This is a genomic window from Roseomonas populi (assembly GCF_024594815.1).
In the GTDB taxonomy this organism is placed as follows: Bacteria; Pseudomonadota; Alphaproteobacteria; order Acetobacterales; family Acetobacteraceae; genus Roseomonas; species Roseomonas populi.
Genome location: NZ_JANJOU010000022.1, coordinates 71,427 through 92,519, shown reverse-complemented (window position 1 = coordinate 92,519; position 21,093 = coordinate 71,427). Strand labels below are relative to the sequence as shown.

The window sequence follows — 21,093 nt, the reverse complement described above, 5'->3', positions numbered from 1 at the left end:
TGCCCCCGGGTGCGCAGGGCGCTGCCCCCGGGCGCGCGTCGTCCTATCCCGGCAGCGCGATGGCCGAGAGTTGGTGCCCGATCGGCCCGCCGCCCTCCAGCGTGCGGCGCCGGTGGGAGAAGAAAAGCCCTTCCTCCGCCCGCGTGTCGTTCGGCAGAGCCTCCGCCGCCACGCCCGCCCCCGCCAGCCGGGCCAGGATCAGCCCGGCCATGTCGAACTGCCAGTGCCCCTCCCGCGCGCCGGGGGCCAGGAAGCGGCCGCCCTCCGGGTCGTTCGCCAGCAGCTCCGCCCGCAGGTCCGCGCCCACCTCGTAGCTTGGCTGGCGGATGCAGGGGCCGAGCACCGCCACCATGTCCGCCCGCCGTGCGCCCAGCCCTTCCATCGCCTCCACCGTCGCCTCCAACACTCCCGCCAGCGCCCCGCGCCAGCCGGCATGGCAGGCCCCCACCACGCCCGCGCGCGGATCGGCGAACAGCACCGGCCCGCAATCGGCCGTCACGATCCCCAGCGTCACGCCCGGCCGGTCCGTCACCACCCCGTCCGCCTTCGGGCGCGCCTCGTGCGAGATCGGCTCCCGCGCGACCGCCACCGCCACGCCGTGCACCTGGAACAAGCCGGAGAGGCTGCCCGGCGCCGCCCCGATGGCCTGCATCGCCAGCGCCCGATTCTCCTGCACCAGCGCCGGATCATCGGCGGAGGAGAGTGAGCAGTTCAGGCTGGCGAAGCGCCCGGAGGACACCCCGCCGCGCCGGGTAAAGAAGCCGTGCGGCATCCCGGCAAGGGGGGCGGCGGTGAGGAATTCTGCGCTCATGCGGCCTCGAAGCCCGGCGGTGTGGGAAGGCTGGGGTGGCAGAGGACGAGGGCCTTGAACAGCCTCCCCATCGCCTCCGGCGCCGTCAGGCGGGTGGCGGCCTCGATGTGGCGGGCGCCGCGCCCGGAATCAGCCGCCGCCAGCACCGCGGCCCGGCTGTGCAGCCCCAGCCGCGACAGGAACACACCCTGCGGCAGCGGCCCGTGCGCCGCCGCCCCCGCCGCCCGGGCAGCGCGGGCGAGGGCCGTGAAATCCACGTGCGCCGTCAGGTCTGCGGTCCCGGGATCGGCCAGGGGATCCGCCGCCTCCCGGCCCCGGATGGCCTGTAGGCTGTCCCCCGGCCCGCTCTCGCCGGGCCCGTAGTCGATGAAGAGCGCCGCGCCCCCCTGCGCCGCTAGCCGCGCGCCCAGCGCGGCCGCGATCGCCAGGGCGGGCTCGTTCACCTCCCGCACCTCGCCCTCCTCACCTGCGTCCGGCAGAGGCGCGTCCGGAGCCGGCCGCTCCACGAAGGCGTCGCCCGCCACGAAGCGCTCCATCCACGCGCCGCCGCGCCGGACGAACTGGCGGATGGGCAGGGCATCCAGGAACTCGTTCGCCAGCAGGATCACCGGCCCCGGCGGCAGGGCGGCGATGTCGTCGTGCCACACCGCGTCCGGAAGCCGCGCCCGCTGCGCCGCCCGCAGCAGGGGCGAGGTCTCCACCAGGTGCAGCCGCAGGGCCCGGGTGAAATCCGGCATCATCTGCCCGATTGCCCGCAGCGCGTCGGCCATCAGCGTCCCGCGCCCCGGCCCGGCCTCGGCCAGGATCACCGGGTCCGGCCTGCCCATGGCAACCCAGGTCACCGCCGCCCAGAGGCCAAGGCACTCCCCGAAGGCCTGGGTGATCTCCGGCGCGGTGGTGAAGTCCCCCGCTGCGCCGAAGGGGTCGCGCCCGGCGTAGTAGGCCGCGTTGGCCCGCGCCATGAAGGCATCCAGCCGTTCCGTGGCGGCGGGGGCGGGCAGGTCGCTCCCGCGTGGCTTTTCCGGGCCGCTCACGCGTGAATTTTCCGGGCCGCTCACGCGTGAATTTTCCGGGCCGCTCACGCGGCGGGGGCCTCCACCACCGGCCGGCTGCGCGCCATCAGCCAGATCCCCGCGATCACCATGGGGACGGAGAGCAGCTGCCCCATCGTCGCGCCACCCACCAGGAAGCCCAGCTGCACGTCCGGCTGGCGGAACAGCTCGCCGATGATGCGCGCCACGCCGTAGCCCGCCAGGAAGGCCCCGGCGGTGAAGCCCGGCCGCGCCCGCAGCCGGGGCGTGCGCACGATCCACTGCAGGATCACGAAGAGCACCAGTCCCTCCAGCGCCGCCTGGTAGAGCTGGGAGGGGTGGCGCGGCTCCGGCCCGGCATGGGGGAAGATCATCCCCCAGGGCACGTCCGTCACCCGCCCCCAGAGCTCGCCGTTGATGAAGTTGGCGAGGCGCCCGAGCCCGAGCCCGACCGGCACCACGCTTGTCACCCGGTCAGAGAAGAGCAGGAAGGGCACCCCGCGCCGGTGGCAGAACAGGGCGAGCGCGATGATCACCCCCGCCGCCCCGCCGTGGAACGACATGCCGCCGTGCCAGAGGTACAGGATCTCCCAGGGCGCGCTGAGGATGATGTCCGGCCGGTAGAACAGCACGTAGCCCAGCCGGCCGCCGAGGATGACGCCGAGCGTCGCCCAGGTGACGAAGTCGTCCATCGCCTCCGGCGTGCCCGCCGCCGGCGCCTTCGGGATCAGCCGGCGCGCGACCTGCCAGCCGATCACGATGCCGGCGATGTAGGCCAGCGCGTACCAGCGCACGACGAAGGGCCCGACGGCCAGGGCCACGGGATCGAAGGCGGGAAAGAGGATGGCGGGGATCATCGATGGCCCGTGCTGCCGGGCGCGGCGGGGCCGGGCCGGGTCGGTTGAACGCCGGCCGGGACGCGGACGCCCCCTTGCCGGCTGCCCGGAGCCGCCGGGCGGGCGCGGTATAGGCCCGATCGGCCAGGGCTGAAATGGTGGGCTGAAATGGTGGGCTGGCCGGTCAGCGGCGGCGTCCCCGCCGCCCCTCCCCCAGCGTCACTTGCAACTGCAGGTCGGCCGCCCCGTGCAGCTGGCGGGCAGCAGCGCGCCGCCAGAGGCGGCCATGCCGGGGATTCCGTAGGTCCCGGCGGCGCCAGCAAGGGTTCCCCCAGGCGTGCCGGCCGAACCGGCGGCACCGGGGAGGCCGGGCGTTCCCGAGGCACCGGCGCCCGACACCGCCGCCGCACCGGACGGGATGGCCCCGCTGCCCGTGCCCGCGGTCCCGCTGGAGCCGGAAACCCCGCCGGGGTTGGGAACGCCCGGGGGAACGGTCCTGCTGGGGGGGCTGGGAGTGCCGATGCGGGCCGTGGTGCTCGCCGGGCCGCCCTGGCCGTTGGTGCAGTAGGCTATGCGCCCCTCCGGGCAGCTGACGCTGCAGGCCGGGCCGCAGAGCCCCGCCGGCTGCGCGCAGAAGTTCCCCGCGCCGATCAGCGGCACCGGCTTTGCCGGCTGCGCTGGCTGTGCCGGCTGCGCTGGTGCGGCGAAGGGCGAGGGCGAAGGCGAGGGCAGGGCGGCGGCGCCGGGAGTGCCGGAGGTGAGGCCGCCCTGCGCCCTCCCGAGACCACCCCCCGAGCCGGCGCCCGCTGGCGCCCTGGTCACGGCGGTGGACCCGAAGGCGCTGCTCCCGGGCTGATCGGCCGACTGGGCGAGCGCGCCCCCGCCGGCCGCCATGCCGAGCAACGCCAGGAGGACCAGCACCCGTCGTCTCATCGTCGTCCCCGCTCGCGCCCAATCCATCGGGCTAGGTAGGGGGCGGGCATGGGCGCGGCAAGCGGCGGGAAATGCGCGCCGGGGGCTACGCCGGCGCGTCCCCCGGGGCCATGTTGTCCTGCATGAATCGCGAGGAGGCAGGGATGCAGGAAGGCGGACAGGGCGGCTCGGGCAGCGGCAATCCGGGCGGCGGCAACCCGGGCGGCGGCTCCGGCCCCTTCGGCGCTGGCGGCTTCGGCAAGGGCTTCGGCGGCGGCTCCACCGGGGGGCCCTTCGGCGGCACCGGCCGCGGCAAGTTCTTCGACGACCTGGCCGGCATGGCCGGCGGCGCCTTCTCCGTGCTCAACGGCGCCAGGGCCGAGATGGAGGCCATGGTGCAGGCCCAGGCGGAGGCCTTCATCGCCCGCCTGAACCTCGTCAAGCGCGAGGAGCTGGACGCGGCGCTGGAGGTGGCCCGCCGCGCGCGGGAGGAGTCGGAGGCGCTCGCGCTCCGCGTCGCCGCGCTGGAGGCCCGGATGGACGACATGGCGAAGGACGCCCCGCCGGAGCCCGGCGTGCCGCCCGTGGAAGGCACAGGCCCGATTATTGTGTGATGCGGGCCCGGATTCGCTGAACCCTCGGCCTTGCCGCTGCGTTCGCCATCGCAGTATCAACCAGTTGGGGCTGACCCGGCCGATTCGATACCAGAGGAGGGGGGTCGCCCGTCTCGGGATAGGAGGTGACGCCATGTCAGCCACCCTCACTGTAAACCGGGACAGGGCCGCTAATCCGCTCGACGTCGTCGAGCAGATCGTGTCGGCCAATGAATGGGCCTTCGATCGCCGGTCCGACGGCGAGATGGCCGCGGAAGCCCCGGGCAAGTGGTGCGACTACGGCCTGCACTTCTCTTGGTCGAACGAGATCAGCGCGATGCACTTCACCTGCGCCTTCGACATGAAGGTGCCGGCCCAGGCGCGGGGCAAGCTGCACGAATTGCTGGCCCTGGCGAACGAGAAGCTCTGGATCGGGCATTTCGGGATCGAGGGCGAGGAGGGAATCCCCGTGTTCCGCCACGCCGTCCTCCTCCGCGGCGCCGGCCGCGCGAGCGTGGAGAGCCTCGAGGACATGGTGGACATCGCCATCACCGAGTGCGAGCGCTTCTTCCCCGCCTTCCAGTTCGTCCTCTGGGGCGGCAAGCCGCCCGCCGAGGCACTGGCAGCGGCCATGCTGGACTGCGCCGGAGAGGCCTGAACCCCTTGCGGACCCGCCGAAAGGCGGGTTTTCCATAGGGGACGCCCGGGCCGGCCCACGCGCCCGCCCGGGCTCTCTCCAAAGGGGCCACGCCGATGTCCACTGCGATCCTTCCGCCCGTCCTCCTGGTCGGCTGCGGCAAGATGGGGGGCGCCCTGCTCTCCGGCTGGCTCGCCCGCGGCCTCTCCTCCGCCGTGGTGGTGGAACCCCACCACCCCTCCACCAAGCCCTTCGCCGGCCGCCCGGAGATCCGGGTCGTGCCCGATGCCGTCACCATCCCCTCCGGCTTCGTGCCGGAGGCCGTGGTGCTCGCCACCAAGCCCCAACAGGCCGAGGAAGCCCTGCCGGGCTACCGCCCCTTCGCCCGGGGCGGGGCCCTCTTCGTCTCCATCATGGCCGGAAAGACCCTCTCCGGCCTGGATGCGCTGCTGGAGGGCGCGGCGGTGGTGCGCGCCATGCCCAACACCCCCGCCGCCATCGGGCAGGGATTCACCGTCGCCTGCGCCGGCCGCCGCTGCACCGAGGCCCAGAAGACCCTCGCCGACCGCCTCCTCTCCGCCACCGGCGAGGTGTCCTGGGTGGAGGCCGAAAGCCTGATCGACCCTGTCACCGCCATCTCCGGCGGCGGCCCCGCCTATGTCTTCCTGCTGGCGGAGATGCTGGAGAAGGCCGGGGTGGAGCAGGGCATCCCGCCCGACCTCGCCCGCCGCATGGCCCGCGCCACCGTCGCCGGCTCCGGCGCCCTTCTCGCCCGCAGCGAGGAGGACGCGGCGGTGCTGCGCCAGAACGTCACCTCCCCCAAGGGCACCACGGAGCAGGCGCTGAACGTCCTGATGGCCGAGCACGCCTGGCCGCAGCTCATCCCCCGTGCGATCGAGGCCGCCACCCGCCGCTCCCGCGAGCTCGCGGGCTGAGGCGCCTCACCTAGGGCTAGGAGGGAGCGGGACATGATCCTCGGCCAGCTCGCGCTCCTCACGGCCGCGGTCTTCGCGGGCGCGGCGCTCTACATCAACCTGGTCGAGCAGCCCGCGCGGCTGGGGCTGGACCACCGGGCACTGCTGGCCGAGTGGAAGCCCGCCTACAAGCGCGGCGCGGCCCTGCAGGCCCCGCTCGCCGTCATCGGCTTCCTCCTCGGGCTCGCGGCGTGGTGGCAGACAGGCCGCGCCGGCTGGGCGGCCGGAGGCCTGCTGATGCTCGCCAACTGGCCGGTCACCCTTCTCGTGATCCTTCCCACCAATCGCCGGCTTATGGCGATCGGGCCCGCCGCGGCCGGTGCCGAGACCAGGTCCATGATCCGGCGCTGGGGCTCGCTCCACGCGATCCGGACCGCCCTCGGCATCGCGGCGGTCCTCGTCTTCCTCTGGGCATCCATCCCCTGACCGCGCCGCCTCGCGCAGGCGGCCCGGAGCCTCGCCCGGCCTAGCGATGCGCCGCAACGAGCGGCAGGCGAGTGGCGCGACCTCCCCCTCATCAGTCCCCATGCTCCGGGCGGGACCGCAGCACCGGGCATGCCGGTGCGGGCAGCCTCCATGCCGGGCAGGAACAGGGGGGCGACGCAATGGGCGGCAGCACGGCATTCTTCGGCTGGCGGGTGGTCTGGGCGGCCTTTGCCGTCGCCGTTTTCGCCTGGGGCCTGGGCTTCTACGGCCCGCCGATCCTCTTGCAGGCCATTCACGAGGCTCGGGGCTGGCCCCTCTCCACCGTCTCGGCCGCCGTCACGACCCATTTCCTGGCCGGCGCCCTGATCGTCGCGCGCCTGCCGGCGCTGCACGCGCGGTTCGGGCTGGCGGGCATCACCCGCGCGGGCGGGATCGCCTCCGGCCTCGGCCTGCTCGGCTGGGCGCTGGCGGCGGAGCCGTGGCAGCTCTTCGCGGCCACGCTCGTCAGCGGCGCGGGATGGGCGGCCACGGGGGCGGCGGCCATCAACGCCATGGTGGCGCCCTGGCTCGTGCGGGGGCGCCCGGCCGCCCTCTCCACCGCCTATAACGGCGCCAGCGTCGGCGGCGTGCTGCTCTCGCCGCTCTGGGTGGCGCTGATCGGCACCCTCGGCCTGCCCGGCGCGGCGGCGCTGCTGGGCGCGGCCATGGCAGCCACCCTCTGGCTCCTCGCGGGGCGGGTGATCGGGCGCAGCCCCGCCGCGCTGGGCCAGTTGCCGGATGGCGCGCCCGGCCCCGCCCCGGCCGCCACCGCCCACCCGGCGCCGCCGCTCGGCCAACCCTGGCGGGACCGGCGCTTCGCCACCCTCGCCGGCCTCATGACCCTCTCTCTCTTCGCGCAGATCGGGCTGATCGCGCACCTCTTCTCTCTCCTCGTCCCCGCGCTCGGGGCGCAGGGGGCGGGGCTGGCCATGGGCATGGCCACGGCCTGCGCCGTGCTCGGCCGGATGGCCATGGCCCGCCTGCTCCGCCCCGGTGCCGATGGGCCCGGGGTGGATCGGCGCTTGGCAGCCTCCGCCAGCCTCGCCGTGCAGATCGCGGGCGCGGCCGTGCTGCTGCTGGCGGGCGGGGCACCCGTGCCGATGCTGGCCGGCCTCGCCCTCGTCGGCCTCGGGATCGGTAATGCCACCTCCCTCCCGCCCCTCATCGCCCAGGCGGAATTCGTCCCCGCGGATACGGCGCGGGCCGTGGCCCTCATCACCGCCGCCAGCCAGGCCGGCTACGCCTTCGCCCCCGCCGCCTTCGGCCTGCTGCGCGATGCCGTGGGCGGGCCGGCCCTCTTCGTCGCGGCAGCCATCCTCCAGGCTGCCGCCATCGCCGCCGCCGTTTCGGGCCGCGCCCCGCGCGGATGATGCGGTGCGGTTGATCCATCCCGGATATGCGCCATCTTGCAGGGCGATGGACACGCGCGACGCCCCCTCCCCGGCCCTTCTCGACGCCTTCTGGCGCGTGGTGGCCCAGCACGGCTGGCACGGCGCCACCTTCGCCCGCATCGCCGCCGAGAGCGGGGAGAGCCTGTCCGACCTGCGCGGCCGCTACACCACCCCCGTTGCCCTGCTGCGCGCCCATGCCCGTTCGGTGGATCAGGCCGTGCTGGAGGGCACGGTGCCCGGCCAGACCGGCTTCGGGACCGCGCGGGACCGCGTGTTCGACCTGCTGATGCGCCGGCTGGACGCACTGCAGCCGCACCGCGAGGGCATCCTTCGCATGCAGCGGGACCTCATGCGGGACCCGCTCTCCGCCCTTCTTCTCTCCCCCATCCTCATGGCCTCCATGGCCTGGACGCTGGAGGGGGCGGGTGTCTCCACCGCCGGCCTCGCCGGCGCACTGCGCGTGCAGGGGCTGGTCGGCGTTTGGCTCTCCGTCGCCCGAGCCTGGGAGACAGATGACAGCGTCGATCTCGGCCCCACCATGGCCGCGCTGGACCGCGCCCTGGACCGTGCCGAGAAGGTGGCCCGCACCCTGCGCCTGACAGAGGACGAGGCTCCCATGTCCGGCCCGGTGGAAGGCGCCGATTCCACCCCGCCGGACATCGTGGAGCCGCCGATCGTCGAGCCCCCGATCGTCGAGCCCCCGCTGGCGGATACCGGTATTATGCTGGCCAACGCCGCCGGCCCGGAGCAGCCCGGCGAGGGCGGCACGCCCGTCGGCACGCCTCCTGGCACGTCCTCTGGCACGTCCTCTGGCGAGCCTCTGCCCCCCGCCGAGCCCATCCCGCCCTCCGCCCTGTCCCCGGAGGCGCCGGACGCGCCCGCAACCCCCACCCCGCCGCGCAAGAAAGGTGGATCCGGCCCCCTGCCGATCGCCTGACATCGCTCCTTTGCTGGACGCGCCCCGGCGCGGCGGGCAAGGATGGCGCCGAATCGTTCAGGAGGAATGCCGATGTCCGATCGCCCCACCTTCCCGTCGGAGATGGATCCCATGCGCCTCCTGTCCGAGATGCGAATGCCGATGCTGGACGTTCAGGCCCTGGCCGATGCCCAGCGCCGCAACCTCGAGGCCCTCTCCGCCGCCAACCGCGTGGCGCTCGAGGGCGCGCAGGCCGTGGCGCGCCGCCACATGGAGATCCTGCAGCAGTCCATGGCGGAGATGACGGACGCCGTGCGCGGCGCCAGCACCCCCAGCACGCCGCAGGACCAGGCCGCCAAGCAGGCCGAGATGGTGAAGGCCAGCTACGAAAAGGCCGTGACCAACATGAAGGAGCTGGCCGACCTCATCCAGAAGTCCAACTCCGAAGCGCTGACGGTGCTGAACAAGCGCTTCTCGGAGGCCATGGACGAGGTGCGCGGGCTGGTCGCGAAGAAGGAAGGCTGAGGCGCCGCCCCGGGGGAAGGGAGAAGGCGTCCTCTCTCCCCCGGCCGGCTCACCCCTCGCCCGGCTTCTCCAGCCGCGCCCCGTCCAGCAGAGCGTCCCGCTTCGCCTTCGCCTCGGCGTCCTTCGCCCGCTCCGCCCTGGTGCGCCCGTGGGCGGCGCGGTTGGCGGCCGCCTTCGCTTCCGCCGCCGCGCGATCCCTCGTCTTGCGGGCCCGGTTCAGGTTGACGATCTCGGCCATGGCCCCAGGATAGGCACCCGATTCCCTGGAAGCCAGCATGCAGATCGAGTTGACCGCGGCCGATGGCCACCGCCTCTCCGCCTGGCGTGCCGGGCCGCAGGACGCGAAGCGCGCCCTGGTCGTGGTGCAGGAGATCTTCGGGGTGAACCCCCACATGAAGCGCCTGTCCGACCACCTCGGCAGCCTCGGCTGGGCCGTGGTCACGCCCGCCCTGTTCGACCGTGCGGAGCGCGGCGTGGAGCTGGGCTACGAGGCCGCGGACCGTGACCGCGGCATGGCGCTGCGCAAGCAGGTGCCCGACGACAAGGTGATGCTGGACGTGGAGGCGGCCGCCGCCGCCCTGCCCGCCGGCGCCGCGCACGGCATCATCGGCTACTGCTGGGGCGGCACCATTGCCTGGTGGGGCGCCACGCGCTCCCGCTCCTTCCGGGCAGCGGTCGGCTACTACGGCGGCGGCATCGCCGGCACGCGGACGGAGACGCCGAACTGCCCGGTCCAGCTCCATTTCGGGGCCGAGGACAAGGGCATCCCCCTCTCGGACGTGGAACTGGTGCGGGAGGCGCGGCCGGAGGTGGAGGTCTTCGTCTATCCCGGCGCCGGCCACGGCTTCGCCTGCGAGGACCGCGGCAGCTACGATCCCGCCGCGACCGAGCTGGCCGAGAGGCGCGCCATCGACTTCCTCTCGAAGCACATGGGCTAGGGGACCGCGACCATGCTCCGCACCATCGTCGGCATCGTCATCTTCCTCGCCCTGCTGGCGATCATTCCGTATGTCTGGCCGGACAACTTCTCCCAGCCGCCGATCGTGATGATCGTCCTCCTCGCCATCGCGGCGGCGGTGGCCTTCGTCGTCGGGCGCCGCCGCCGGCAGCGCGGCTGGGGCACCAGCTCCAGCGCCTGACGGGCGTTTTCCGGACAGAGGCGCCGAGATCAATCCGGCCGGTTGGCGCCCTTCGCCAGGAAGCCGATGATCTCGGCGTTAATCCGATCCGGCTGCTCCAGGTGCAGCCAGTGGCTGGTGCCGTCGATGATCGTCAACTCCCCGTCGTCGCACAGGGCCAGCCCCGCCTCTGCCACGTGCCGCTCCAGGGCGCTGTCATCGCTCGCCCAAAGGATCAGGACCGGCGGCGCGATCTGCGCGGGGTCGCCACCGCCCCGGCGCTCGCGAAGCGCGCGGTAGTAGTTGAGCATGGCCGTCAGGGCACCCGGCCGGCTCCAGGTCTCGGCGTAGCGCTCCAGCGCCCCCGGCTCGAAGGTTTCCGCGCGGGCGCTCCCCCGCATCAGCGCCTTCAGCCCCGCGAAGTCGAAGCCCCCTAGGGTTGCCTCCGGCACCCAGGGCAGCTGGAAGAATGCCACGTAGGTGCTCCGCAGCGCCTGGGTCGGGTGCTTCAGCGCCTGCCGGGCCCAGACATCGGGGTGCGGCCCGTCCATGACGACGACGCGCCGCAGGCGGTCCGGGTGCTGCGCGGCTACCCACCAGGAGATCACCGCTCCCCAGTCATGCCCGACTAGGTCGAAGCGCTCCGCCCCATAGGCATCCCCGAGGGCCACCACATCCGCCGCCAGCGTGTCGATGTGGTAGGCCGAAACTCCCTCGGGCTTCCCGCTGGTGTTGTAGCCCCGCATGTCCGGCACGACGACGTGGTAGCCGGCCTCCGTCAGAGGGGTGATCTGCTTGCGCCACGCCCACCAGAATTCCGGGAAGCCGTGCAGCAGGATCAGCACCGGGCGGCCCGGATCGCCCGCTTCCACGATGTGGAGATCGACGCCGTTGACCCTGCGGGTCGCCTCCCGCCAGCCGGGTTGCATCAGGCCATCAGCGTTCATGCAGCCGAAAGCGCCCCGGCCACAGCCCGGTTTCCGGCGGGCCCCTAGTCCAGCTCGGACATCCCCGGCGGGCTCCCCCCCACCGCCTTCGCCGCCCGCACGGCGCGCTGCACCGCCGCCGCCATCACATGCGGCACGATGGCGCCCAGGGCCATCATGTTGCCGGGCAGCCCGCTCTTCCCCGTTGCCAGGGCGAAGATCGTGTCGCCATCGGACATGGTGTGGATGGGGTCGATGCTGCGGGCCAGACCGTCATGCCCCGCACCAGCGAGGCGGCGGCATTGCGCCTTCGTCAGCACGGCGTCGGTGGCCACCACGCCGATGGTGGTGGCCATGCCCGCCTGCATCGGCGGCGGCAGCTCACCCCGCAGCACCGCTTCCGTCGTGCCGAAGGGGCGCCGCCCCTCCGCGTCCCGCGCGCCGGCCAGCACCTTCCCGGTCCGCGGGTCGATCACGTCTCCCACCGCGTTCACCGCCACGATCGCGCCGACGGTGATCGCCCCGACCCTCACGGAGGCGGTGCCGATCCCGCCCTTCATGGCGCGGGCCATGCCGTAGAGCTTGCCCACCGTCGCCCCGGTGCCGGCCCCCACGCTGCCCTCTGCCGGCGCGTCGGCGGAAGCCGCCTCGCAGGCCGCGAAGCCCGCCGCCGCATCGGGGCGGATCCGGTGATCCCCCACCGCCAGGTCGAACAGCACGGCCGCCGGCACGATCGGCACCCGGGCCGGGCCGGCGGCGAAGCCGATGCCCTTCTCCTCCAGCCAGCGCATCACCCCCGTGGCCGCGTCCAGCCCGAAGGCGGAGCCGCCTGAGAGCAGCACGGCGTGCACCTTCTCCACGAGGTTGGAGGGGTCCAGCAGGTCCGTCTCCCGCGTGCCCGGGGCGGCGCCGCGCACGTCCGCCCCGGCCACCGCCCCTTCCTCCGCCAGGATCACGGTGCAGCCCGTCGGCCGCCGCGTCTCCGTGAAGTGGCCGACGCGGATGCCCGGCACCTCCGTGATGGCGCCGATCATCGGGGGCGGGCTGGCGTCCTGGGCCATGGCGGTTCCGGCAAGAAGGGTGGCGGCGCCGATCCCGGCGGCGATCTCGCGGCGCTTCAAGCGGCCGCCCCCGGCAGAGAGAGGGAGCCGGCGGCCCCGCCCCGTGCCCGGTCCGGGTCCAGCACCCGCAGCACGAACTCGTCGATCTTCGGCGCCCAGTCCCGCCACAGCCCGGCCAGCTCCGCGATCGGCCCGGAAGCGCGGTCCACGCGCAGGTCCGCCAGGGCGAAGTCCTGGTCCCCCCAGACCTCCAGCACCGCGGAGAGCACCGGCCCGTGCTCGCCCCCCGCCGCCTCGCCCGCGGCCAGCGCGGCCAGCAGGCGGTCGCCCAGCGGCGCCCCCGGATCGGCCTCGAAGGCCCGCACCATCGCCTCCGGTACCGCCTCGCTTGCCAGGATGTTGCCGATCGCCACGCAGTCCCGCCCATGCGCCGCGGCGCGCGCCGGCTTCACCCGCGCGCCGTGGTGGTGCGCCGTGCCCCCGGCCGCGTCCAGCGCCGCGACCTGCCGCCACTCCGCATGGGGCGTGGAGGCCACCAGCGCCGCCACCGTCTCCGCCGCCGCGCAGCCGCCCCGCAGCAGGGCGAGCCCGCGCGGCCCGAGGCGCGGATCGGTCCGGTGCTGCGTCAACACCGCCCCAATCCCGGGCGCGACGTGCTGAATGCGCGCCCCCACGGCGAGGTCCGAGGTGGCGCCCGCCGCGCCGATCCAGCCCGTGCGCGCGCAGCGGCCGAGAAGCGAGAAGGTCATGCCCCGATCCTGGGAGCGTGTCCCGCAGGTGTCCATCCCGGCGTTTCCGCGCGGCCCCGGAAGGTTCCGGCTTGCCTTCGCGGAAACCCCATGCCCAAACACATCACGAAAATGCGATCATTCTTTTCAACACCGTACTGATGCGCGGCGCGCGGCTCGCCCTGTTGCTCGGCCTCCTCGCCCTTCCCGCGGGCGGCGAGGAAGTCCCGGCCACGGGCAGCGATTTCGGCGGCGCCGGGCTGATCGAGATGCGGAACGCCCGCTTCCGAGAGGACGGCACGCTGGAGGCCGGCGGCACGTACCGCCACCAGCGCCGCTTCTGGTTCGTGAATTTCCAGGCCCTGCCCTTCCTGGAAACCACCTTCCGCCTGACGGAGCGCCTGAACGCCACCACCGGCCGCGGCAGCACCACGGACCGTGCCTTCGACGTGAAGCTGCGCCTGCTGGAGGAAGGCCCCTGGAACCCCGCCGTGGCGATCGGCCTGCAGGACGTGATCGGCACCGGCATCTACGGCGGGGAGTACCTCGTCGCCTCCCGCCGCTGGGGGCCGCTGGACGTCTCCTTCGGCCTGGGCTGGGGGAGGCTGGGCACCACGGGCACGATCGCCAACCCCCTGGCCGACCTCTCCGACCGCTTCCGCACCCGGCCGCGGGACGTGGGCCGCGGCGGCACGCCGCGCCTGGACTTCTTCCGGGGGGAGGACGTCTCCCTCTTCGGCGGGGTGGAGTACAGCATCCCCGCCCTGGAGACGCCCTGGGGCACGCTGGACGGGCTGCGCGCCAAGGCCGAGTGGTCCGGCGACGCCTTGCGCGACGAGCGTGGCGGCTTTCCCGTGCGCCGGGGCGAGCCCGAGGGACGCGCCCGCAGCCCGGTGAACATCGGCCTGCAGTGGCAGGGCGAGTACGTCGATGCGAGCCTCGCCTTCGTCCACGGCACGGACGCGCTGGTCCGCCTATCGCTCCGCATGGACCCGGCGAACCCACCCCAGGCCCCCCGCCTGCGCCCCGTGCCGCCGCTGCCCGCCCGCCAGCCCCTTGCCGGCACCGAGGACGACCGCGCCCGCGCTGCCTTCGGCGCCCTGCGCGAGGCCGGCTTCCGCCCCCTCGCCTATGAGGAGCGCGGGATCGAGGCGCGCATCGCCGTCTCCGAGGGCAACCAACGAACCTTCCCCGGCGTCGCCTCCCGCGTGCTGCGGGCCGTGAACGGCATCCTGCCCCCGGGCGTGGAGTCCATCCGGCTCTCCTGGTGGCAGGCGGGCGCCGAGACGGGGGCCATCCTCATCCCCCGCCACGCGTTGGAAGCCGCCGCCACACCCTATGGCAGCGTCGAGGAGGCCTGGTCCGCCACTACCCTCCTGCCCGCCACCGGCCCGGACTTCACGGAGGACTGGCCCGGCGCCTTCACCAAGCCCGGCCCGAGCTGGGACTTGGTGCTGGAGCCCCGCCTGAACCTCCAGCTCGGCGATCCCTCCCGCACCCTGCGCTACCAGGGCGCCGTCGCCGCCGGGGCGCGGGTGGAGTTCGGCCACGGCATCAGCGCCGCGGGCGCCCTACAGCAAGCCGTCTTCGGCAACCTCGATCGCGGACTGCCCTCGGACAGTCGGATCCCCCATGTCCGCAGCGACTACGCCCTCTACGCGCGCGACGGGAAGACCTCGATCCCCGGCCTCTACGCCGAGCGCGTCTGGAACCTGGCCCCGGACGTCTTTGCCCGCGCCACAGCCGGCCTGCTGGAGCCCATGTTCGGCGGCGTCTCCACGGAGGTCCTTTGGCGCCCCGCCGACCGCGGCTTCGCCATGGGCCTGGACCTGAACTTCGTGCAGCAGCGCGACACGAAGGGCCTCTTCGGCTTCCGCGACTACAACGTGGCCACTGGCCACCTCTCCCTCTACGCGGAGCTGCCGGTCTGGAACCTCTACGGCATCCTCCGCGCCGGCCGCTACCTGGCCGGCGACTGGGGCGCCACGATCGAGATGGGCCGGCGCTTCGACAGCGGCATCGAGGTCGGCGGCTTCGCCACCTTCACGAACGTGCCCTTCTCCAAATTTGGCGAGGGTTCCTTCGACAAGGGCATCTACGTCCGCGTCCCCCTCTCGATTTTCGGCGCGGAGTCGCGCGGCACCGGCACCGCCGTGATCCGCCCCGTGCAGCGCGACGGCGGCCAGCGCCTAGCCGTGGACAACCCGCTCTGGGAGGTGACGCGCGCCGGGCGCGTTGATGCCGTGCGGCGCGGCGTGCCGGACTTCGCGCGCTAGGGCCGAAGCCGTCCCGACGACACGCCGGGACGGTTTCGATAACCCCGCCCGTCAGTCCGCCGCGAAGCAGTAGAGCAGCCCGGCGCCACCCGTGGTGCGGAGCTGGGGCAGATTGCAGCCGCGGGATGCGTGCGACGAGTTCCAGGACCTTGCGGGCGCATTGTCCTGCAACCCCATCCGGTCGTGGTGCCCGACCATCGCCGAACCTTCCGCCCCGCCGAGCGTCCAGTTGCCGCAGGTGCGGTCCTGATCGCCCGCGAAGGCCGTGCCGTCGGGCTGCGAGCCCGTGAGGATGTCGTGGTTGTTCGGATCGTCGCCGCGGCCGTTGACGACCTCGCCCTTCTCCGTCAGCGCCGTCTGCTTCGTCAGCCGGTTGCTGTCGCCGTGCAGCGAGGCGACGTCCTGAGCGATCACCTCGCCCTTCGCGTTGCGCCAGGGCCCGCGCCCGATGCGGTCCCGCGCATTCACGGCCTGGGCGCCGCCGGTGGCGGAGACGCTGAGATAGGCCCGCCAGCTGCGGTCCCTGGCGCCGGCCGCCAGCGCGAGGGACCGGCAATGCGCATCCGCGCCGGCAAGCCCGCCGAGATTCGCGCCCTGCCCCGGATTCGCGGAGGTGACGAAGAAGGTCATCTCCGCAGGCTGGGCCCTAGCGTCGGGCATGGCGAAGAGAAGCACGGCAGTGGCGAGCGCGAGCGCGGCGGTCCGGCGCATGGGTTGTTCCTCCCGTTCAGGGGCCTGGATTGAGACCAGGCCGTTGCTGCGTCCTGCCCGCGCTTCCGGCCGTGTTGCCCGGGAATGGCAGGGCAGGTTTGTAGGAGGCTAGAGGGGTCCGACCGAGCACGCCATGAATTTCGTTGCGGTCTTTATCCAATCGAGGTGCAGCGAAATTGCGGGCGAGGTGGCCGCGCCGGCCGCCTCGCCCACTGCAAGCCGGCGTCGCCGCCGCCCTGCACCCCTGCCCTCAGTTCACGGTGATCTTCGCTTCCCGAACCACGCGGCCCCAGGTTTCCACCTCCTGCGCCATCTTCGCCTTCAGCTCGTCGGGCGTGGAGGACACGGCGTCGGCACCCGCCGCCTTCAGCCGCTGCTGGATCGCGGGGTCGGCCAGCGCCTCGCGCAGGACGGCGCTGAGGCGGTTGACGGCGGGGGCCGGCGTGCCGGCGGGCGCCAGCACCGCGCCCCAGGAGGTGGCCTCGGCGGCGGGCAGGCCGATCTCCTTCATCGTCGGCACATCAGGCAGGGAACGGTTGGGGCCGGTGGTGGCAAGGGCCCGCACCTTGTTGCCCTGGATCATGCCGATGGCGGAGGGAAGCTGGTCCAGCATGAACTGCACGTTCCCCGCCACCGTGTCGTTCAGCGCCGGCGCGCTGCCGCGATAGGGCACGTGCATCACGTCCACCTTCGCGGCCAGGCGGAACAGCTCCGCCACCATGTGGGTGGAGGAGCCGGCGCCGGCGGAGCCGAAGCTCACCTTGCCCGGATTCTCCCGCAGATAGGCGATGAACTCCTGCGCCGTGCGGGCGGGCACCTTCTCGTTCACGATCAGCACGTGGTCGGTGGCGAAGGCCATGCCGATGGGGGCGAAGTCCTTCACCGCATCGAAGCCGGTATTGGCGTAGAGGTGCTGGTTGATCGTCAGCGTGCCCGTGGTGCCCATGACGATGGTGCTGCCATCGGGGGCGGAGCGCGCCGCGTTCTCCATCCCGATATTGCCGCCAGAGCCGGCGCGGTTCTCGACCACCACGGCCTGATGCAGCCGCTCGCCCATGCGGTCGGCCAGCACGCGCGCCACCACGTCCGTCGCGCCGCCGGCGGCGAAGGGAATGACGAAGCGGATGGGGCGGCTGGGCGTCCACTCCGCCTGCGCGAGCGCGGGCGCGGCGAGAAGGGACGCGGAGGCACCGAGAAGATGACGTCGGGTGATGTTCATTCTTGTGTTTCCCCTCATTCTTTTCGTGGGCGTTAGCAGGCGGAGGCGTGCCTCCGCTTGATGTCTTCCAGCACTTCGTCCGGATCGGCCGCCCACCAGCGGCGGGAGAGGATCTCCACCTCCGTATGGCCGCGATAGCCCTGCGCCTCGACCATCGCGCGGATGCCGGGGATGTCGATCACGCCCTCGCCGGGCAGGCCGCGGTCGAACACGGTGTCCACCGTCGGCACCAGCCAGTCGCAGACATGGAACGCGGCGATGCGCTTCCCTGCCCGCTCCACCCCCGCCCGCAGCGCCGGATCCCACCACACGTGGTACACGTCCAGCGCCACGCCGCTGCCCGCGCCCAGCTCGTCGCAGAGATCCAGCGCCTGCCCGAGCGTGGAGAGCACGGAGCGGTCCGCGCAGGTCATGGGGTGCAACGGCTCCAGCGCGATCGTCACGCCCGCCGCGCGCGCCTCCTCCATGATGGCGTGCAGCCCGTCCCGCACCATCGCGCGCGCGCCGTCCAGGTCCTTGGAGCCCGGCGGCAGCCCGCCGCAGACCATCACCAGGCAGGCCGCGCCAAGGGCGTGTGCCTCCGCGATGGCGCGGCGGTTGTCCTCGATGGCGGCGGCGCGCCCCGCGGCATCGGCCGCCGGAAACATGCCCCCGCGGCAGAGGCCGGAGACGGAGAGGCCGGCGTCACGGATCGCGCGCGCCGCCTTTTCCACCCCCATGGCCTGCAGCACGTCGCGCCAGGGCGAGATGCCGGGAATGCCGTGGCGCGCGCATCCCTCGATGCACTCCGCCAACCCCCACTTCTCCTTCACCGTCACGGTGTTGAGCGAGAGCGGCCCCGGCTTCGACGCGATAGGAGCGCCCATCACGCCACACCGTGCAGCGCGAGGAGCGACCGCATGCGCGATGCCGCCATCTCCGGGTCGCGCAGCAGCCCCGCCTTGTCGGCCAGCCGGAACAACTCGGCGAAGTGCTGGATGGAGCGCGTGGACTGCTGCCCGCCCACCATCACGAAGTGGTCCTGGTGCCCGTTCAGCCAGGCCATGAAGACCACGCCCGTCTTGTAGTAGCGCGTGGGCGACTTGAAGATGTGGCGGGAGAGCGGGACGGTCGGCGCCAGGATCTCGTGGAAGGTGGAGAGGTCGTTGCGCGAGAGCGCGGCCAGCGCCCCGCCCACCGCCGGCGCGATGGGATCGAAGATGCCGAGCAGCGCGTCCGAATGCCCCTCGGCATCGCCCGCGATCAGCTCCGCGTAGTTGAAGTCGTCGCCCGTGTACATGCGAACGCCCTTCGGCAGGCGCCGCCGCATGGAGACCTCCTTCTGGTCGTCCAGGAGCGAGATCTTTACCCCGTCCACCTTGTCCGCATGGCTGGCGATGACGTCCAGCGCCACTTCCATCGCCGCCATGTGGTCGTGGTGGCCCCAGTAGCCCTCCAGCGCCGGGTCGAACATCTCGCCCAGCCAGTGGATGATCACGGGCTGCCGAACGGAGGAGAGCACGCGGTCATAGACACGCACGTAGTCGTCCGGCGACTTCGCCGCCTTGGCCAGCGCGCGGGATGCCATCAGGATGATGCGCCCGCCCATCCCTTCCACCGCCGCGCACTGCTCCTCATAAGCGCGGATCACGTCATCCACCGTCACGTCCGGGGATGGCGCCAGATGGTCCGTGCCCGCGCCGCTGGCGATGAAGGCGTCCGGAAAGTCCTTCGCCGCGTCCAGGGATCGCCGGATCAGCTCCTGCGCCCCGTTCCAGTCCAGCCCCATGCCGCGCTGCGCCGTGTCCATCGCCTCCGCGACGCCCAGCCCCAGGGACCAGAGGTGGCGGCGGAAGGCGATGGTCCTGTCCCAATCCACCTTCACGTCCAGCCACGGATCCTGCTCCGCCAGCGGATCCGCCACCACGTGCGCGGCGGCATAGGCCACGCGCGGATAGGGCGGCTTCGCCACCGCGAAGTTGCCGGGCGTACCGGTGGTGTAGGCCTCGATCGCGCCGCCCGGCGTGGGCAGGTTCAGCGTCGGCATGGTCAGGCCTCCAGCTTCGGCAGGTCGATCCAGCGGCGCTCGGCCCAGGACTTCAGCCCGGCCTCGGCCAGCTGCACGCCCTTCGCGCCCGCCAGCAGGTCCCAGGGATAGTCCGCCCGCTCGCCCGCCACGTATTTCAGGAACTCCTCCCACTGCACGCGGAAGCCGTTCGGGTAGGGCTGGGTGTCCGGCACCTTCTGCCAGCCCTCGTAGAAGTTGATGGTCTGCGGCACGTCCGGGTTCCACACGGGCTTGGGCGTGTTCACCCGCGCCTGCGTCCAGCAATCCGTCAGCCCGCACACCGCGGAGCCGTGCGTGCCATCCACGTGGAAGGTCACGAGGTCGTCGCGCCGCACCCGCGTGGTCCAGGAGGAGTTGATCTGCGCGACGATGCCGCCCTCCAGCTCGAAGGTGGCGTAGGCCGCGTCGTCCGTGTCCGCGTCGTAGGGCTTGTCGTTCTCGTCGTAGCGCACGGGGATATGCGTGGCGCCGAGGCAGGAGACCGACTTCGTCTCCCCGAAGGTGTTGTCCAGCACGTAGCGCCAGTGGCAAAGCATATCGAGGATGATGCCCCCGCCCTCGGCCTTCTTGTAGTTCCAGCTCGGCCGCTGCGTCGGCTGCAGGTCGCCCTCAAAGACCCAGTAGCCGAACTCCCCGCGAACCGAGAGGATGCGGCCCAGGAACCCGCTGTCGATCACCATCTTCATCTTGCGCAGGCCCGGCAGGAACAGCTTGTCCTGCACCACGCCGTGCTTGATGCCGGCGGCCTTCGCCACGCGCACGAGGTCCAGCGCGTCCTCCAGGTTCTCCGCCGTCGGCTTCTCGGAATAAACGTGCTTGCCGGCCGCGATCGCCTTCTTCAGCAGCTCCGCCCGCATCTGCGTCGTCGCCGCGTCGAAGAACACCGTGTCATTCGGATCGGCCAGGCAGGCGTCCAGGTCGGTGCTGACGCGCTCCACCCCGTGCGCCTTCGCCAGCGCCTCCAGCTTCTCCCGGTTCCGGCCCACGATGATCGGGTCCGGCATGATCCGGTCCCCGTTCGGCAGCGCCACGCCCCCTTCCCGGCGGATGGCCGCGATGGAGCGGATCAGGTGCTGGTTCATCCCCATCCGCCCCGTCACGCCGTGCATGATCAGGCCGATACGCCGCTGCGCCATACGCGCTTCCTCCCCGGGAGTTCTCAGGTAACCGCGTAGTTACCTAAGCCTCTCGGGGCCGCCGACGTCAAGTGAAAGGCGTCAGGGCCGCAGCCAGCCCAGCACCACCTCCACCGCGTGCGCTTCCCGCGCCGCGATCGCCGCCTCCGCCCCCAGCCCCGCCCCGAAAATCGCGGAAAGGGTGTGCAGGTTGGACACGTAGAAATGTCCCAGGGAAACCAGCGTGATGTAGGCCTGCATCGGGTCCGCCCCCGGCCGGAACACCCCCTCCTCCGCCCCGCGCCGCAGCACCTCGCTCAGCGATTCCAGCAGGGGCGAGTAGAGCGCGGGCACCCGCTCGCTCCGCGCCAGATAGGCCGCACGGTGCAGGTTCTCCTGGTTCAGCAGCGCCACGAATTCCGGGTGGCGCGCCGTGTAGCGCAGGTTGAAGCGCACCAGCCGCGCCATGGCCTCCGCCGGCGGCAGCCCGTCCACCTGCAGCGCCCGCTCCTCCTCCCGCTTATGGGCATAGGCGGCCTCCAGCACCGCAACCCACAGATCCTCCTTGTTGCCGAAATAGGCGTAGAGCATCCGCTTGTTGGCGCCGGCCCGCGCCGCGATCTCGTCCACCCGCGCGCCCGCCAGCCCGTGGGCGGCGAATTCCGTCAGCGCGGCATCCAGGATGCGCTGGCGCGTGGCCTCGGCACGGGGACTCTGCGGGATGGTTCGGGCGGGCGCGTCCATGCGCCCCATCCTGTCCGCGGCGGCGGAAACAAAAAAGGCCGGGCGGGGCTTTCCCCA

24 protein-coding genes are annotated in these 21,093 nt (G+C 72.9%); 10 read left to right on the top strand and 14 right to left on the bottom strand.

Annotated elements, in window-relative coordinates:
* Window positions 1–43: 43 nt before the first annotated feature.
* From pgeF to NRP21_RS21365, 4 genes are all read right to left on the bottom strand, one after another.
* On the bottom strand, window positions 44–811 hold the full coding sequence (gene pgeF, locus NRP21_RS21380; protein ID WP_257718263.1) for a peptidoglycan editing factor PgeF: 768 nt from the start codon (window positions 809–811) through the stop codon (window positions 44–46).
* A complete protein-coding gene (locus NRP21_RS21375) occupies window positions 808–1,773 on the bottom strand; it encodes a class I SAM-dependent methyltransferase (RefSeq protein WP_257718294.1) in 966 nt (321 codons plus the stop codon). Before NRP21_RS21375 ends, pgeF begins: the two co-directional genes overlap by 4 nt.
* Window positions 1,774–1,889: 116 nt before the next feature.
* The gene (gene lgt, locus NRP21_RS21370; RefSeq protein ID WP_257718262.1) at window positions 1,890–2,699 is read right to left on the bottom strand and encodes a prolipoprotein diacylglyceryl transferase; all 810 of its coding nucleotides are present in this window, start codon (window positions 2,697–2,699) and stop codon (window positions 1,890–1,892) included.
* Between the two features lie 198 nt (window positions 2,700–2,897).
* Entirely contained in the window at window positions 2,898–3,611 is a 714-nt protein-coding gene (locus tag NRP21_RS21365) for a hypothetical protein (protein WP_257718261.1), read from the bottom strand.
* Window positions 3,612–3,754: 143 nt separating this feature from the next.
* On the opposite strand from NRP21_RS21365, the gene NRP21_RS21360 reads away from it, so the two are divergent.
* The 7 genes from NRP21_RS21360 to NRP21_RS21330 all read left to right on the top strand — a co-directional run bounded on the left by NRP21_RS21360 (window position 3,755) and on the right by NRP21_RS21330 (window position 9,091).
* The gene (locus NRP21_RS21360; RefSeq protein ID WP_257718260.1) at window positions 3,755–4,204 is read left to right on the top strand and encodes an accessory factor UbiK family protein; all 450 of its coding nucleotides are present in this window, start codon (window positions 3,755–3,757) and stop codon (window positions 4,202–4,204) included.
* Between the two features lie 133 nt (window positions 4,205–4,337).
* Complete coding sequence (locus NRP21_RS21355; RefSeq protein WP_257718259.1) at window positions 4,338–4,841, top strand: type III secretion system chaperone family protein; 504 nt, start codon at window positions 4,338–4,340, stop codon at window positions 4,839–4,841.
* A gap of 95 nt (window positions 4,842–4,936) precedes the next feature.
* Window positions 4,937–5,755, top strand: a complete 819-nt coding sequence (gene proC, locus NRP21_RS21350) for a pyrroline-5-carboxylate reductase (protein WP_257718258.1) — start codon at window positions 4,937–4,939, stop codon at window positions 5,753–5,755.
* A gap of 33 nt (window positions 5,756–5,788) precedes the next feature.
* Window positions 5,789–6,220 carry a DUF1772 domain-containing protein gene (locus NRP21_RS21345; RefSeq protein ID WP_257718257.1) on the top strand — a complete coding sequence of 144 codons (432 nt, stop codon included), beginning with the start codon at window positions 5,789–5,791 and terminating at the stop codon, window positions 6,218–6,220.
* 179 nt (window positions 6,221–6,399) lie between these two features.
* The gene (locus tag NRP21_RS21340) at window positions 6,400–7,629 is read left to right on the top strand and encodes an MFS transporter (RefSeq protein ID WP_257718256.1); all 1,230 of its coding nucleotides are present in this window, start codon (window positions 6,400–6,402) and stop codon (window positions 7,627–7,629) included.
* Window positions 7,630–7,675: 46 nt separating this feature from the next.
* The gene (locus NRP21_RS21335; protein WP_257718255.1) at window positions 7,676–8,587 is read left to right on the top strand and encodes a hypothetical protein; all 912 of its coding nucleotides are present in this window, start codon (window positions 7,676–7,678) and stop codon (window positions 8,585–8,587) included.
* A 72-nt stretch (window positions 8,588–8,659) separates the two neighbouring features.
* Window positions 8,660–9,091, top strand: a complete 432-nt coding sequence (locus NRP21_RS21330; protein WP_257718254.1) for a phasin family protein — start codon at window positions 8,660–8,662, stop codon at window positions 9,089–9,091.
* A gap of 49 nt (window positions 9,092–9,140) precedes the next feature.
* Here the strand turns inward: NRP21_RS21330 and NRP21_RS21325 are convergent, their stop codons facing one another.
* Window positions 9,141–9,329 (bottom strand): DUF4169 family protein, encoded by a 189-nt coding sequence (locus tag NRP21_RS21325; RefSeq protein ID WP_257718253.1) that lies wholly within the window; start codon window positions 9,327–9,329, stop codon window positions 9,141–9,143.
* A gap of 37 nt (window positions 9,330–9,366) precedes the next feature.
* Between NRP21_RS21325 and NRP21_RS21320 the strand changes: the two genes are divergently transcribed.
* Window positions 9,367–10,029, top strand: a complete 663-nt coding sequence (locus NRP21_RS21320; protein WP_257718252.1) for a dienelactone hydrolase family protein — start codon at window positions 9,367–9,369, stop codon at window positions 10,027–10,029.
* Window positions 10,030–10,041: 12 nt separating this feature from the next.
* On the top strand, window positions 10,042–10,230 hold the full coding sequence (locus NRP21_RS21315; RefSeq protein ID WP_257718251.1) for a hypothetical protein: 189 nt from the start codon (window positions 10,042–10,044) through the stop codon (window positions 10,228–10,230).
* A 29-nt stretch (window positions 10,231–10,259) separates the two neighbouring features.
* On the opposite strand, the gene NRP21_RS21310 is transcribed toward NRP21_RS21315, so the two are convergent.
* The 3 genes from NRP21_RS21310 to NRP21_RS21300 all read right to left on the bottom strand — a co-directional run bounded on the left by NRP21_RS21310 (window position 10,260) and on the right by NRP21_RS21300 (window position 12,945).
* Window positions 10,260–11,138 (bottom strand): alpha/beta fold hydrolase, encoded by an 879-nt coding sequence (locus tag NRP21_RS21310; protein WP_257718250.1) that lies wholly within the window; start codon window positions 11,136–11,138, stop codon window positions 10,260–10,262.
* Between the two features lie 62 nt (window positions 11,139–11,200).
* Window positions 11,201–12,256: a P1 family peptidase gene (locus NRP21_RS21305; protein WP_257718249.1), complete on the bottom strand. Its 1,056-nt coding sequence runs from the start codon at window positions 12,254–12,256 to the stop codon at window positions 11,201–11,203.
* Window positions 12,253–12,945, bottom strand: coding sequence for a DUF1028 domain-containing protein (locus tag NRP21_RS21300; RefSeq protein ID WP_257718248.1), 693 nt, complete (start codon window positions 12,943–12,945; stop codon window positions 12,253–12,255). The genes NRP21_RS21305 and NRP21_RS21300 overlap by 4 nt, the downstream gene beginning before the upstream one ends.
* A gap of 140 nt (window positions 12,946–13,085) precedes the next feature.
* Here NRP21_RS21300 and NRP21_RS21295 point away from each other — a divergent pair, with 140 nt between their 5' ends.
* Window positions 13,086–15,200 (top strand): YjbH domain-containing protein, encoded by a 2,115-nt coding sequence (locus NRP21_RS21295; RefSeq protein ID WP_257718247.1) that lies wholly within the window; start codon window positions 13,086–13,088, stop codon window positions 15,198–15,200.
* Between the two features lie 51 nt (window positions 15,201–15,251).
* On the opposite strand, the gene NRP21_RS21290 is transcribed toward NRP21_RS21295, so the two are convergent.
* From NRP21_RS21290 to NRP21_RS21265, 6 genes are all read right to left on the bottom strand, one after another.
* Window positions 15,252–15,911, bottom strand: coding sequence for a hypothetical protein (locus NRP21_RS21290; protein WP_257718246.1), 660 nt, complete (start codon window positions 15,909–15,911; stop codon window positions 15,252–15,254).
* Between the two features lie 250 nt (window positions 15,912–16,161).
* Window positions 16,162–17,130, bottom strand: a complete 969-nt coding sequence (locus NRP21_RS21285) for a Bug family tripartite tricarboxylate transporter substrate binding protein (protein ID WP_257718245.1) — start codon at window positions 17,128–17,130, stop codon at window positions 16,162–16,164.
* 32 nt (window positions 17,131–17,162) lie between these two features.
* Window positions 17,163–17,996 carry a sugar phosphate isomerase/epimerase family protein gene (locus tag NRP21_RS21280; RefSeq protein ID WP_257718244.1) on the bottom strand — a complete coding sequence of 278 codons (834 nt, stop codon included), beginning with the start codon at window positions 17,994–17,996 and terminating at the stop codon, window positions 17,163–17,165.
* Window positions 17,996–19,156 carry a dihydrodipicolinate synthase family protein gene (locus NRP21_RS21275; protein ID WP_257718243.1) on the bottom strand — a complete coding sequence of 387 codons (1,161 nt, stop codon included), beginning with the start codon at window positions 19,154–19,156 and terminating at the stop codon, window positions 17,996–17,998. Before NRP21_RS21275 ends, NRP21_RS21280 begins: the two co-directional genes overlap by 1 nt.
* A gap of 2 nt (window positions 19,157–19,158) precedes the next feature.
* Entirely contained in the window at window positions 19,159–20,313 is a 1,155-nt protein-coding gene (locus NRP21_RS21270; protein ID WP_257718242.1) for a Gfo/Idh/MocA family protein, read from the bottom strand.
* An 81-nt stretch (window positions 20,314–20,394) separates the two neighbouring features.
* Window positions 20,395–21,036 (bottom strand): TetR/AcrR family transcriptional regulator, encoded by a 642-nt coding sequence (locus NRP21_RS21265; RefSeq protein ID WP_257718241.1) that lies wholly within the window; start codon window positions 21,034–21,036, stop codon window positions 20,395–20,397.
* Between the last annotated feature and the right edge of the window lie 57 nt (window positions 21,037–21,093).